We start from the raw sequence: 14,301 nt of genomic DNA, 5'->3' as shown, positions 1-14,301 counted from the left end.
CGCAAATACCCGCGCCCGAACAGGCCTATCCGTATCGATGTTCATGGCTTACACCCTGTGCGAATCACCCCGACGTCGGCCGCTCGAATGCGCCATCGGCCAAGGTATCCGGCGTGCAACGCAGGTCGCCGATCATCAGCACATCGTTTTCGCTGCGGGCCTTGCTCGGATCGAGGCGGAACTGACAGAGCAACTGGTTGCCCCGGCGCACTTCCAGGGTGGGCGAGCCGGCGTTCATTTCCATCGAGAAGAACCCGTCGACCTCGCTGACACCACGGCTGGCATGGTTGATCACGTGATGCCCCTTGAGCGGGCGGCCCTGCGGGTCGAGCAGGCGACCGAGCACGGTGACGGTTTTCATCACGCGGATCTTGCGGTAGTCCACCCCGCCCTTGTTGATGTGGTAGGCGCTGCGCGGCGGCTGGATGTTCGCTGCCGGCGGGTGGTTGCCGTCGAAGTCGAACGCCACCGAGCCGGTTCGGTAAGCGGTGAGCGGCACGAAGTTGCGCCCCGGCCGCAGCGCGGTGCTGCCACCGCTGAGGTCGTCGGCGCGCAGGGTGATGTCGTCGAGGTCGGTTTCCACATCGACGATCATGCCCGCGCCGTCGCCGTGGTACTGGCTGGTCAGGGCCATCTTCTGGCCGCCGACGGCGAAGGTGCTGTGCAGGTTGAGGCCGCCGGTGAGGTTGCCGTTGAAGGAGGAGCGCTGGGCAAACGCATCGCCTGCGAGCATGTCGCCGTGGAAGCTGGTCATGCCGGACAGGCCGACGCCATAGGTGTCGGTCAGCACGGTGGCCGAGACGTTCTGCAGCACATGGCCGCTGAGGTCTTTGCGGTAGGTCAGCGAGCCATTGTTGTCACGTTTGCCGTCGCGCGAGGTGCGCGAGCCGATGCTGCCCGACCACTGCTCGCCCGGCCCACCGAGGGCCAGGTTGAGGGTCAGGTCGACGCCACGGTTGCGCCGGTCGCCGGTGCTGCGGCTGGCGGGGCGGTCGAACAGCGACAGGCGCCAATTGGCATCGCTGCCGAACAACCGGTCGTGCTTGCTCCAACCCAGGTCCAGGCCGACGCCCTCGACGTTGCCCTGGCTGTGGGACAGGCGTGCATTGAGCGAATGCTGGTTGATCAGGCGGTGGTTGATCGACAGCGACGAGGTACTGGTCTGGCCGACGAAGGTTTGCCGGGTGCGCAGCCGCGTGCCGTCGGGCAGCGTGTCGTAGGTGTTGCGGGTGTCCAGCCAACTGCGGTTGTGGCTGGCGATCACGCTGCCGGCGCCATAACTGTAGAGGCCTTGCACGTCCATGCCGGTGCCGTGGTCCTGGGTCTGGTAGACGTTGGCGTACAGGCTCGCCTGGGTCGCCAGCGTCCAGTCGATGGAAACGCCGTATTGCATGCGCTCCTGCACCTGGCGCCCGGACAAGCCGACGATCACGCGCGGGTGCAGCAGGTAATTGAGCGAAGCGCCGGCGGTCATATCGCCTTTGTCGCGTTGCTCCCAGTTGTTGAACAAGGTGCTTTCGCGGCCGGCGAACACGTTGTAGCGCCAGCGCTCGTCATGGTTGCGCCAGTTGTTGGGCTTGTACACCAACTCCTGGGTGGTGGCAGTGACCTGGCCGTCCTCGACCAGGCGCACTTCCACTTCATAAATGCCACCGGGCAACGGCCGCGTATCGATGCTCTGCAAACCGGCGGCCACCGCCTGGGTGTTGATCAGCAGGCCGTTGCGGTAAATCTCTACCGAGCCCTGGCGGTTGGAGGTGACGTAGATCGGGTACACGCTGGGCTTGGGGTTGTTGATAGCCAGGCTGTCGGAACTGCCGAGCATCGCACCCACGGCGATATCCGGCGCGGCGCCGAACGCACGCGGCTGGCGATTGAGCCCCTCGGAGGTGGGCGTGAAATAGCCCAGGCGCAGGAACTGGCCTTCGAATTCGCGCTGGGCGTACAGCGAATACAGTGCGTGATAAAGCTGGGTGTCCGGCCCGCCGAGGCGTGCCAGTTGCAGGTTGAGCGCATGGCTCCAGTTCCCCAGGCTGCTGCTGGCTTCAACCCCGAAACGTCCGCCGAGTTCCTGCGCTTGGCCGCCGTTGAGGTTCAACTGGTTGCTGACAATCAAGCCCGTGCTGCCATCCTGGGGCTGGTGGTAATAACGCTGATGATCGGTGTCGTGCTCGGCGTTCTCCGTGAGGATCGAGACCAGCGAGTTTTCCAGGTTGTAATGCACCGCCAACATCTTCTCCGGGCAGGTTTGCGTGCAACTTCCCAGGGCCGCGCCTTGTTGCAGGTAGTCGCTCCAGGTATCGCGCTCAGCGGGTTGTATCGGGCTGTCGCTGATATCGGTAAAGTCCAGCAGCGTGAGGCGGTCATCGCGCGAAAGTATCACCATCGCCTCGCCCAGAAAGACTTCGTCGCGTTCGATACGCACGGCCAGGGGCACATCAAAAAAATGCTCTTCGAATTCGCTCGGCAAACCTTTCGCCTGAGCCAGTAAACTGCGTGGCGTATAACTGTTATCAGCCGTCGCCCAGGCAGCCGAACAGGCAAGCAGGGCCAGCGCCGCCGCGATGGGTTTCATCGGGAACATGAACTTAATACTCTATGGCGAACTGCAAACCATCTGGAAACCGACCGCAGGCGAACACAACCTGCGGGCGGTGGGTGTGATCGATAAGGTGCGGCCTTATCGCGTGCCGGGTGCTTAGAAAGCGGTGCGCGGCACGTTGTCGAAGATCACGGTGGCGACGCTGGTGTAGAGACCGGTCTGGGTGTCCGCCGGTTTGGCGGCCTTGATGGTCATCAGCTTTTGCAGGCCGGGGTTGGACTCTGCGTCGGCGGCCACTTCTTGCGGGCTACCGGTCAGGGCCACGGTGCCCAGGGTGATGGTCAGCGGGATCGAGTCCGTGCCGTTGGTGAGCGCCGCCGGGCCGTCCTGCAGGTAGGCGTCGATCGAGCCACCGGTGTTTTTCAGGGTGAACATCGAGGACAGCGTGCTCAGTTCGCCGGTCACGGTGTTGTAGGTCATGATTTCGTCGCGACCGAAGTTGGGGTCCAGGGGCTGGGCGTGGAACTGCTTGGTAGGGATGTCGGCCTTGATGTTGATCGTGGTGCTTGCATCGTTGGCGGCCATGGCAGCCGAAGAACCCAATACCGCAACAGCCAGCGGGAGCAGAACAGCAAACTTCTTGATCATGCTTGAATACCTAGTAGTCATTTAAAGGAAGGCGGTTAACTAAAAAGCAAGTCAAGACTCACTTCCAACTAACAGCGCGGCGCAATGTTCATTGTTTGGCTGAACATTCAACGCCGGGAAATATTCGACCAATGCGCTTTAAAAGTAAGCAGGCAAGCTCCGAGAAACATGCAGGCCAATAGGCCATTACGCTGGAGGAAGAAATGCAATAAATACGATTTTTAAAAAAACGACTGTAAGACGTTAATGACACACAGATAATTCAATAAAAGCAGTACAGTTATCAGGAGACACTTAACGCACAACTTCATATCTGTAGTATTGGAACTACACGAGGGCATCACTCTACGCCTTCAACGGCCACCGCCTAGATTGACGACGCTGTTATTGACGTAGGATCTGGACTTTTCCACCCCCCTGCCCGCGCCGGCAGGGGGGTCAGGTTTACTGGACGTGGGTGAGTTTCACCACCTGATCGAGGGCCGAGAGCAGCCGTTCGAACGCGCTGAACCGCTCGTCCTTCAGTTCTGCCCAGCGCTCGATGAAGAAGCGGCCTTGATCGTCGATCTGCACCGGCGTGGAAAGGATCTCGCCGCTGCGCGAGTGATGCACCAGATTCACTTCATGGGGTGAAAGCTGCTCGACCATGAACTGCCCCGGTCGCATCAAGCGTGAACGATCGGCGGGAACATAGGCGCGAGGAGGACGCATGCCAGGGACGCCGACAGCCAGGGTGAAGTCGCTGCGGATCGCCGTCAGCCGGTTGGGGTACAACGACGATCCGTAGGCGACGGTCCATTGCAGCCCTGAGCGCAGCTCGCTGGCCGTACCCGCCGGTACATCTGAGAGCCGCAGGCTGATCGCCCCTTGCGTCTGGGCCACCCCCGCAATCCCTTCGACCGAATGCACATGGGCATTGCCCATGTGCGCCACCCACTTGTGCGCGCCCTCGGCAGCCTGGTCTAGACGGATGACCTCGCCGGCAAAGAAGTTGAACATCGCAATGCGCGACGTCTGCGGCGCACTCATGCCCTTGGTGTGGTAGCTCGATACGCAATCCAATGCGCGGATGCGCAGGCCGTGTTTGCCTGCCACTTCCACGACGCTGGTGTAGGTGTGCGGCCCACGGTACTCGGGCATGTGGCCCCGGTCGAGGGTCCACAGGCGGTCTTTGAGCGCTGGGGGCAATACGCCCGTGTGCTGGAAGGTATCCAGGTCGGCCTGGTGCAGGTCGGTGAACAGGTGCTCCATGTACAGGGTTTTGACGCCTTGCTGCTTGAGCGCCTTCATCTGATCGATCAGCAGCGCCTTGCTCGATTGCTCGACGTGGCTCTCGCAGACAATCAGCCCCCGAGCGTGTTGGTAGCTTTGCGCGATAAAGTCGGCGGGCGTGGTGTTCGCCGGCAGGTCCGGCAACGTCGGCCTGGGGGGTAGTTCAGGGGTTTTGAAGAACGCCTGCGCCGCTGTGTTCAGGCGCTCGCGGGTCTTGCGGAAGGCGCTTTCGGCAGCGGCGATTTTCGGGTTGAGCGACCCATAACGGGTGTCGAACGCATGCGCGCCTTTGCCCATTTCATGCAGCTCGGGGACGAACCGCGAGTCGATGTCGAACTCGCTGTACGCGCTTGCGCGGCCAGGCGCGGTGACGAATGCCGGGGGCGCCGTGTAGGCGGTTTGCAGGGTCAGCTTGAAGTCGGCTTTGGCCGCCGGGTCGTCGACGATCGCGCCGGGCGTATCGTTCCAGATGCCCACCGGTTGGCCGGGGGCGGCGTCTTCGACGCGCACACTCAGGGTCTTTTGCAGGTCGGCCAGGCCCGGGGTCTGGGTGTGCGTGTTGAGACGGCGGCTGTCGACCAGGGCAACCCACCCTTCGCCGGGTTTTGCGCCGAGGTCGGCCTCGATCAGCGTGTGGGAGTAGAAGTTTCGCTGGGCGTTGGGCCGAGGGCTGACCAGCGCACCGTTTTTCAGGTTGAAGGCTTTGTCCACCTCGTAGCCGGTGGACGCGTCCAGCCCACAGACGGCGATGTTTTGCCGGCGCGCCGCAAGGATCAGGGCGCGATAGGAATGCGGCGAGTCGTTGGCGATCCCCAGGGCTGCCTCGACTTTTTTCAGGTACTCGCTGATGTGCCGGTAGCTGCCGCCGGCGTTGAACTTGTCCAGTTTGACCCGGAACAGGTCCGCCGGCAGGTACTCGATGTACAGGCGCCGCACGCCCTGCTCGTAGAGGGTGTGCATATTGTCGATCAGCAGCTGTTTGGCGGCGAGCGAGCCAGGCACGGCGCCCACCACCAAGCCGGGGTTTTCCTTGAAGGCGCTTTCCAGGATGTGCCGATGGCTCGCGCTGGCTTCGAAGGCCAGTACATCGGCCCTGGGGACGATGGGATTGAGCTGGGCGAAGAACGTGTCGGCATCGCCGCGCAACTGCAGGTAGGCGTGCAGGTAAGGGGCCTGGAGCGGGGCCATTTCATAGGTCAGCAGGCTGTCGCGGGTGCCCTCGCCCAACAACTCATCGACGCTGGAGGTGTTGCGAAACTCCACGCTCAGAACGCTTTCGTAGTCCTTGGCCAGCTCCGGCGGAACTTCATAGCGCTGCAACGCGGGGGGGCTTGGCGCGGGGCGTTTCGGCGCCCCGCCGGTGAGGCCCGAGCGCACCCAGCGGCCCTTGGCGTTCTGGTTGACCAGGCGGGTGGTCGACACGAGTTTGCCGCTCACCGGGTCCTGGCGAAACAGCAGATAGCGACCCAGGGCATCGGGGGTTTTGCCCGCCCACAACGGCCGGCCCTCGAACCACACCGCCTGCATACCGGCGAGCGCGGGGCTCGGCGGCTGCAGTTGCTGGATCAACGCCATGGCCTGGCGCGGCGCTGCTGGGCGCATGAGGTGGCGCATCGGCCGGAGCAGCGGGCCGATGGACTTGAGCGCCGGGCGCAGGTCGGTGAACACTGCGCCGAGGCTGTTGCTCAGGTAGCCGACGAAGTGTTGCAGCGCCGCATCGGTGTCGCCCTGGTTGTAGGCGTGCAGGGCCAGCATGCCGTCCTTGAGCGCCAGCAGCAGGCCCAGGCTCAGGCTCAACACCGGGAACGGCGCGGTCGCAATGGCGATCAGCGGTTCGAGGCAACTCCAGACCAGGCCCATGATCATGTCGGTGCGATTGACCGTGGTGGCGGCAACGTCGTCGATCTTGCGTTGCAGCTTCATGTCGTGCAGCAGGTGACGCAGGTCGAGCACGGGCGGCACGCGCTCGATCGCGTCGTAGCGCGCCAGGCTCAGGTCGGTGCTGTTGAGGTCTGCGGGCAGGCCGGCCTGGGCGGTTTGCAGAAAACGCCGGACGCGCACCCGGGACTGCACACCGACGCGGGCGCTGAAGTAATCGAGCATGCCGTCGACTTTTTTCAGCAGGTAGTTGAACAGCCGGGCTTCGCGCAAGAACACGCCGTCCGGCGCCTGCGGTGTATAGAGCAACACCGGATTCGCGCCGTGGCTGAACAGCAAGGTGTCGATCACCCAGTCGCCGTCGATCATCAGGCGATGCACGTTGTAGGTGCTGCGCGTCTCGACCGAGGTGTCGTCCAGGCTCTTGATGGCGCGTTCAAACCAATCCAGATCGACCTGGGCGATATGGCCTTTGAGGCGCGATTCGAGCGCCGCGCTGTGCAACTGCAACTGGTTGATCGCCAGCGTTGCGTCGCGGCGCAGGGCATATCCGGGGCTGGCCGGGTTTTGCAGTGTGGCCTGGACTTCATCGGCGTAGCGCTGGCCGATCCATACGCCGCGCACCGAAAGCGCGACGTTGCGCGGCGTGAGCTTGCTCAGGTCGACCCCGGCCGGGCCCATGAAGGTGGCGACGGTGTCGAACCTGGCGTCGAGAAACCCCAGCGAATCCTCATAACCATCGCGATACAGGCGGGTGTAGGACACCGACGCGGGGCGCGTCAACGCCGGGAAGTCTTTGGGGTAATGCACCCACACCGTATCGGGGTCGACATCGTTTTGCCGCTGGCGCCCCAGCAGGGCGTTGAGCTGCGTCTTGGCCTGGGCATGCAGGAAGCGCTCGAAGCTGATGAAGCGGGCGTCGGATAACGGGTTTTGCGCATAGGTGTTCGCCGCGCCTTCGGCGTTTTCCGCCAGTTGAGTCAGTTGTCGACGCTGGGCCTCGGTGGCGGCCCGGTACCACGTCGGGGTGCCCCAGTGGTAATCGTCGGTCTGCACCTGCAGCAGTTGGGCGCGCAGGGCCTTGAGGCAATCGGCGTGGTCGGCCGCCTGGCTGAAGGTGACGTGGCGATATTCCTGGCGCGCCGGAATGAAGCCCAGGCCAGCCATGAACGTTTCCAGACCCGCGCGGGACTTGAGGGCGACTTGCCCCAGCAGATAAGCGCGCATGGTTTCGTCCGCGCACCAGCCGAGGATATGCGCCTGGCAGCCGGTTTCCGTGTCGAACCCATGAAACTGCTGGGCCTGCGGCGCTTCGGGGGTACACAGCAGCAAGCGCTGGATCGCGCCCTGCTCGTCGCGCTCGCGCAGCAGCCAGAGGTCCTTGAGCACGCAGCCATTGAGCGCAACGCTGCTCGCGTGCAGTTGCGCGGCGGTGCCGCGACGCAGGCGGGTAACGCGTTGATAGTCGGCCTCGGTGATGTGGTTTTGCAGCGTAGCCGTGTAGGCCAGGGCATTGATGCGGCGGTCGAGCATCTGTTCGATGGCGGCGTGGATCTGCGGCTTGGCGTAGTACTCGCGGCGCACGGCCTCAAACTCCGCACGCGGTTTGAGGCTGTCGAGCAGGCTGACCAGATAGGCCGGGGTCAGGTCTTGATAGCGCTCGGGCAGTGGCGCGTCGGCATACGTGAGGGTGGTATTGAGCAAAAACGCCGAGCCGGGCAGTTCGTCGCCGGTGTGCAGGCCGCGCAGCGCCAGCGCGGTCAGGTTGTGTTTCTGCTCGTAGGCGCCGACCCTGGCCACACTGCGGCGCGTGCGGATTTGCAGGCGGTCGGGGTCCAGGTCGGTGATTTCCAGGTCAGCGGCCAGTTGTTCGAGCAACTGATAGCGCGCCAGGGCCTGCGGCGAGGCGGCATGGCCGAACAGGTTCAGCAGGGCTTGGCGGGCCTCGTCGTACTCGCTCAGCTGCCGCGCCAGGGCCTCGCGCTGGTGGCTCGGCGCGTTGCGATACCAGGCCGGGGCGCTGTGCTCCAGGCAACGGTCGAGCAGGCGCTGGGCGCGCAATTCCAGGCGCGGGCTGAGGTCGGGCAAGGCCGCGCGAATCGCGTCGTCCAACTCGGCAAGCAGCTGCCGGGCGCTATGGTCGGGGTTGGCGTCCAGGCTCAAGGCCCAATCGATATCCAGCGCGCGTTTGGCCAGCCTGGCGTCGTAGGTGTGTTCGCACAGCGGTTCGCTGTTGATGGGGACCAGCTGCAACGGCCAGACGCCCATGACGGACAGCCCCCAGTACTGGCGCGGCAGCAGGCGCATGAACTCCTTGCGCCAGCCGCCGACCGCCATCGTCTCGCGCAGTCGGCGGTTCATCTCGGCCAGCGAGCTGAACGACTCGAAGCCGCGGGCCGGCGTGAACAGCACGACGTAGCCGGCATCGTCGGCCGGGGTCAGCTGCGCGACCACGGGGGTGTTTTTTTCGGTCAACACAAAGGCCCCGGCGAACTCGATCGTCTGGGCTCGATAGCTGAAAGTCAGCGCATAGATGCCCGGTCGAAAGCTCGGCCCGAGCCCCAGGTTCTGCACCAGGCGGGCCTCTTCACGATGCAGCAGAGAGTCCTGGATGTTGAGCCTGGCTTCGAGTTCCAACGCGACCAGGCCGGCGTCGTTGGCCATGAACGTGCGCAGGCTTTGGCCGCCCAACACCCCGGTTTCGTCCAGTTTCTGCAAGTGCGCCGTGAGGTCGCGCTTGAGCGTCGCCAGCCGTTGCTTGCCCTCGTCACTTTGCAGGTCGGCCTGAGCCACATCGGCATACAGCGCACGACAGCGGTCGAAGTGAGCGCGCGCGTGCGCCGTGAGCGTCTGGTTGAGTTTTTCAAGCTGTTGTAACTCGACGGGGAGCGGCCGCTTGGACAGTAACGGGGTGTCGGTTTCGAGCAACTGGTGACCGATCTGATGCAGATAACCGCGTATTTCCAAGGAGGTTGGCGAGTAAGGGGGAGAAATCAATGTGCTCATCGCACTGGCTCCATGCACATGGGAAGAGCCATCAGCATGCTGGGCGTATCACGCGGGACGGTGGTAGTTAAGTAGGCCGCGACCGTTGGTCGACTGATCTTGAACAGTCTAAAGATATATCTTAAGTTATATCTTAACCAAAACGGAGAGACCCAAAATGAGAGAGCATCATCCCCATTCCCACGGCGACGGCCGCGACGGCTTCGAAAAACGCCCCGGCCGTGAACGCGGTGGTCGCGGCCCACGCGTGTTCGCCCCCGGCGACCTGAAGTTGCTGTTGCTGGCGCTGATCGCCGAGCAGCCGTGCCACGGCTACGACCTGATCCGCCAGATCGAAGGCCTGTTCGACGGCGCCTACAGCCCCAGCCCCGGTGTGATCTACCCGACCCTGACCTTCCTTGAAGAAAGCGAATTGATCAGCGGCGATGCCGAAGGCGGAAAAAAACGCTACACCATCACCGACGCCGGTCGTCTTTCTTTAAGTGAGCAGGCGATTGCACTGGAAGGCGTGCGAATGCGTATCGACGTGAGCAAACGCTCGCTGCGCGGCCATGATCGCCCGCCCGAAATCCACGAGGCGGTGCATAACTTGCGTCATGCCTTGCAACTGCACCACGGACGCTGGAGCGCCGAAGAAATCGCGCGGGTCGCCACGCTGCTCAACAGCACCGCACAAGCCATCGTCGACGGCCCGGCCGTTCAAGCTGTCCAGGGGGAAAATCAATGAATACGCCCGTCATCCATCGCGTCAGCCACGAGATCAAACGCCGTCGCCTCGACGTGCTGCGGGTGGTCGATATCACCCCGCGCATGCGCCGCATCACCCTCGGCGGCCCCGAACTGGCGGGGTTTGTCAGCCTGGGCAGTGACGATCACATCAAGCTGATGTTCCCGCAGAACGCCGCCGAGCAAGCCGCGCTGCAAAGCCCGACCTTCAGTATCAAGGGCGATGGCCCGCAGCCGGCCATGCGCGACTACACACCACGGCGTTTCGACCTGAACCTCGGTGAGTTGGACATCGACTTCGTGCTGCACGGCGACGGCCCCGCCTCCACCTGGGCCGAGCAGGCTCAAGTCGGCCAGCACCTGTACATCGGCGGCCCACGGGGCTCGATGATCGTGCCGGACATCTTCGACAGCTACCTGCTGATCGGCGACGAAACCGCCCTGCCCGCCATCGCCCGCCGCCTCGAAGAACTGCCGGCCGGGCGCACGGTGCTGGCGGTGATCGAAATCGCCGATGCGGCGGAACGGCAAACACTGCAAAGCGCGGCCGAGGTAGAAGTGATTTGGGTGGTGCGCGGCCAGGCCGACCTGCTCGACACCGTGCGCGCACTGACGCTGCCGAGCGGTGCGCTGTACACCTTCGTCGCGATGGAAACCAAGCTGTCGCGCCAGGTGCGCCGGGTGCTGCTGGATACGCACAAGGTCGATGAAGCGTTCCTCAAGGCCGTCGGCTACTGGCGCGCCGAGGGCAGTGAGGAAGAGTGAGTCATCCGTGGGGTTTGATGCTTTTATCCAACCCCACCACCGCCAGAGCAATCAGCACAAACCCCGCCAGAATCCCCCCGGCATTCACGAACACCTGTGGATAACCGAGGGTGCCGACGTCGAAAAACGGGTACTGGTATTGCCCGAGCAAATCCCCGCGCAGCAGCACATAGGCGAAGTACAGCAACGGGTACAACACCCAGAGGCCAATGTGTTTGCACTGCAACGTGCCCTTGGGCACACACCGCCACCAGTAGACGACAAACAGCAGCGGCATCACGTCGTGCAGCAATTCGTCGGCGATGAACTGGAACCCTTCGGGCTGCCACAGGTGCCGCAGCAACAGGTTATAGGCCAGGCTCACCAGCACGATGCTGACGGCAATCGCGCTGCTGACCCTGGGCGCCAGGAAAAACCGCTTCGCCGCTGAATCACGATCAACCACGGCGTAGCTCAGCACCACCACCACCAGGGTGTTGGTCAACACGGTGAAGAAGCTGAAGAAGTTGACCAGCCCGCCCAACAGGCTCGCGCCCGTCGACCAGCGCGAATAGAAAATCAGGTATTGCTGAATCGCCAACCCCACCCAACCGGCCAGGGCCGCCGCCGTCACACCGCGTTTCATGGGCTCAGTCCAACGGGCGTTTGGTACGCATCAGTTTCACGTACAGCCCTTCGACTTTCTCCCGCGCCCACGGGGTTTTGCGCAGGAACGTCAGGCTCGACTTGATGCTCGGGTCGCTCTTGAAACAGCGGACATCGATGCGCTCGGCCAGACCGCTCCATTCGTAGTGTTCCACCAGGGTGGTGAGGACGTGTTGCAGAGTCACGCCGTGAAGCGGGTCGTTGCTTGTCGCGGTCATGCCAGGCCTTTTGCAAAAAGAGGAAATACAGCCGCGCACCTTAGCCGACGGGGCGAACAGGTGGAAGCACCGCATTGAATATAGCCCCTGGGGAAAAGTTGCCCTTTTCAGGATAAAAAGAGATGTTATATTGTAACGATAATTATCAACCGTAAGCTGTTCGTTACCGTTTGCCGCCTTCTCTTTTTGTCGTTTGCCAAGGAATGTCCGATGTCCCTCTCCTCTGCCTGGCGCTTGTCGCCCCTCGCCGCCGCCCTGCTGATCTGCTCCGAAGCCCATGCGCTGGAACTGCAACCCCAAGTCATCACCGCCAACCCCCTGGGCAGCGCGCAACTGGCTTCGCCGACCACCGTGCTGGAAGGCGATGAGCTGACCCTGCAGCAAAAAGGCAGCCTCGGCGAAACCCTGAACAAACAACCGGGCGTGTCGTCGTCCTACTTCGGCCCGGGCGCCAGCCGACCGATCATCCGCGGCCAGGATGGCGACCGCATTCGCCTGCTGCGCAACGGTGTGGGCGCGCTGGATGCGTCGTCGCTGTCCTACGACCACGCCGTGCCGCTGGACCCGGTCAACGTCGACCGCATCGAAATCGTGCGCGGCCCGGCGGCCCTGTTGTACGGCGGCAGCGCCATCGGCGGGGTGGTCAACACCTTCGACAATCGCATCCCCACCGAAGCCATCGAAGGCATCCACGGCGCCGGCGAATTACGCTACGGCGGCGCCGACACCACGCGCAGCAGCGCGGGCAAACTCGAAGCCGGCAACGGCACCTTCGCCCTGCACCTGGACGCGAATGCACGGGAATTCAACGACCTCAAAATCCCGGGCCAAGCCCGCAGCCGCCACGCCCCGGAAGCCGAAGACGGCCCCGGCAAAAACGGCCGCCTGGGCAACAGCGACGGGCGCCAGGACGGCGGTGCGCTGGGCGGTTCCTACACCTGGGACGACGGTTATGCCGGGCTGTCCTACAGCACCTACGACAGCAACTACGGCTCACCCGCCGAACAGGCTGTGCGGATCCGCATGAAGCAGGACCACTACGCGTTTGCCTCCGAGGTACGCAACCTGCAAGGCCCGTTCACCTCGGTGAAACTCGACGCCGGCTACACCGACTACGAGCACCGCGAAATCGAAGGCGGCGAAACCGGCACGATCTTCAAGAACAAAGGCTATGAAGCCCGGGTTGAAGCGCGCCACCAGCCGCTCGGCCCGTTCGACGGCGTGGTCGGCGCACAAGTGACCCGCAACGAGTTCTCGGCCCTCGGCGAAGAAGCCTTCGTACCGCAGACCGACACCAACGCCGGCGCGCTGTTCATCCTCGAAGAAATGCAGGCCACCGAGCGCCTGAAACTCAGCCTCGGCGGGCGCCTGGAGCACACCAGCGTCGACCCGGACAGCAAAGGCAACGCGCGCTTCGCCAATGCCGACAAGACCAACGACTTCACCGCCGGCAGCCTGTCGTCCGGCGCGGTGTACACCCTCACGCCGATCTGGTCGCTGGCCGCAACCCTGGGCTACACCGAACGCGCGCCAACCTTCTACGAGCTGTACGCCAACGGCGCTCACGTCGCCACCGGCACCTACGAGTTGGGCAACGCCAACCTGAAGAAAGAAAAAGCCGTATCCAGCGACCTCGCACTGCGCTTTGACAACGGCACGCACAAGGGCAGCTTCGGCGTGTTCTACAGCCGTTTCTCCAACTACATCGGCCTGCTGGGCACAGGTCGCACATTGAACGACGAAGGTGAAGAAGACGCCGGCGGCATCCCCGAATACGAATACTCGGGAGTGCGCGCCCGTTTCGCCGGCTTTGAAGCCCAGGATCACTGGAAGCTCGGCGAAGGCGCCTACGGCAAGTTTGCACTGGAACTGTCGGGCGACTACACCCGCGCCACCAACCTCGACACCGGCGAAGCCCTGCCGCGCATCGCACCGCTGCGCCTGAACAGCGGCTTGCTGTGGGAACTGGACCGCTGGCAAGCGCGCATCGACATCGAACACGCCGCCGGACAAGGCCGTGTGCCCTCCAACGAAAGCGGCACCGACGGCTACACCACACTGGGCGCCAGCGCCGGCTATCGCTTCAACGTCGGCGGCAGCCAGTGGCTGGCATTCGTCAATGGCGAAAACCTGACCAACCAAACCGTGCGCTATGCCAGCTCGATCCTGCGCGACATCGCCCCGGCAGCAGGCAGAAGCGTACAAGTGGGCCTGCGCACCACCTTCTAACGCCCCAAAAAGAACCGCCCAACGATGCGAAGCGAGGCTCTTGATCCGCTTTTGATCCAAAGCACCTCACAATGCAAAGCGAGGCTCTTGACCTGCTTTTAATCCAAAGCACCCCACAATGCGAAGCGAGGCTCTTGATCCGCTTTTGATCCAAAGCACTCCACAATGCGAAGCGAGGCTCTTGATCTTGATCTGAGGCGCCCCGTTAAACCACGCTGGCCGAACGCAGGCTTGAATCCGTGGGTAACCCGGCAGGACGCCGGGTTAGCCGTCCTGGGCCAGGGATGGCCCATGACGGCGGCCCACGGATTCAAGCCTGCGTTCGGGCACACCGAGCCTAGGCGAGGTGCCGAGTGGGGGGGAAAGAGCCCT

The 14,301-nt window shown here is 63.4% G+C and carries 8 protein-coding genes; 3 read left to right on the top strand and 5 right to left on the bottom strand.

Going from position 1 to position 14,301, the window contains the following annotated elements; translation table 11 throughout:
• Window positions 1–64: 64 nt before the first annotated feature.
• The 3 genes from INT12_RS15670 to INT12_RS15660 all read right to left on the bottom strand — a co-directional run bounded on the left by INT12_RS15670 (window position 65) and on the right by INT12_RS15660 (window position 9,346).
• Window positions 65–2,584, bottom strand: a complete 2,520-nt coding sequence (locus INT12_RS15670) for a TcfC E-set like domain-containing protein (protein WP_193039701.1) — start codon at window positions 2,582–2,584, stop codon at window positions 65–67.
• Between the two features lie 114 nt (window positions 2,585–2,698).
• The gene (locus INT12_RS15665; RefSeq protein WP_017844569.1) at window positions 2,699–3,190 is read right to left on the bottom strand and encodes a CS1 type fimbrial major subunit; all 492 of its coding nucleotides are present in this window, start codon (window positions 3,188–3,190) and stop codon (window positions 2,699–2,701) included.
• A gap of 444 nt (window positions 3,191–3,634) precedes the next feature.
• Window positions 3,635–9,346 (bottom strand): membrane-targeted effector domain-containing toxin, encoded by a 5,712-nt coding sequence (locus INT12_RS15660; protein ID WP_193058909.1) that lies wholly within the window; start codon window positions 9,344–9,346, stop codon window positions 3,635–3,637.
• A 157-nt stretch (window positions 9,347–9,503) separates the two neighbouring features.
• Here INT12_RS15660 and INT12_RS15655 point away from each other — a divergent pair, with 157 nt between their 5' ends.
• Entirely contained in the window at window positions 9,504–10,073 is a 570-nt protein-coding gene (locus INT12_RS15655; RefSeq protein WP_017844567.1) for a PadR family transcriptional regulator, read from the top strand.
• Window positions 10,070–10,837 (top strand): siderophore-interacting protein, encoded by a 768-nt coding sequence (locus INT12_RS15650; RefSeq protein WP_169881176.1) that lies wholly within the window; start codon window positions 10,070–10,072, stop codon window positions 10,835–10,837. Before INT12_RS15655 ends, INT12_RS15650 begins: the two co-directional genes overlap by 4 nt.
• Window position 10,838: 1 nt before the next feature.
• Here the strand turns inward: INT12_RS15650 and INT12_RS15645 are convergent, their stop codons facing one another.
• Window positions 10,839–11,462, bottom strand: a complete 624-nt coding sequence (locus tag INT12_RS15645; RefSeq protein WP_193039704.1) for a Pr6Pr family membrane protein — start codon at window positions 11,460–11,462, stop codon at window positions 10,839–10,841.
• Between the two features lie 4 nt (window positions 11,463–11,466).
• Window positions 11,467–11,700 carry a VF530 family DNA-binding protein gene (locus INT12_RS15640; RefSeq protein ID WP_010212838.1) on the bottom strand — a complete coding sequence of 78 codons (234 nt, stop codon included), beginning with the start codon at window positions 11,698–11,700 and terminating at the stop codon, window positions 11,467–11,469.
• 210 nt (window positions 11,701–11,910) lie between these two features.
• Here INT12_RS15640 and INT12_RS15635 point away from each other — a divergent pair, with 210 nt between their 5' ends.
• The gene (locus INT12_RS15635) at window positions 11,911–13,929 is read left to right on the top strand and encodes a TonB-dependent receptor (protein ID WP_046384575.1); all 2,019 of its coding nucleotides are present in this window, start codon (window positions 11,911–11,913) and stop codon (window positions 13,927–13,929) included.
• Window positions 13,930–14,301 lie beyond the last annotated feature (372 nt).

This window comes from Pseudomonas sp. K8 (genome assembly GCF_014889455.1).
GTDB lineage: Bacteria > Pseudomonadota > Gammaproteobacteria > Pseudomonadales > Pseudomonadaceae > Aquipseudomonas > Aquipseudomonas veronii.
The sequence above is the reverse complement of the archived record's forward strand: the minus strand, read 5'-3'. Positions and strand labels throughout refer to the sequence as shown.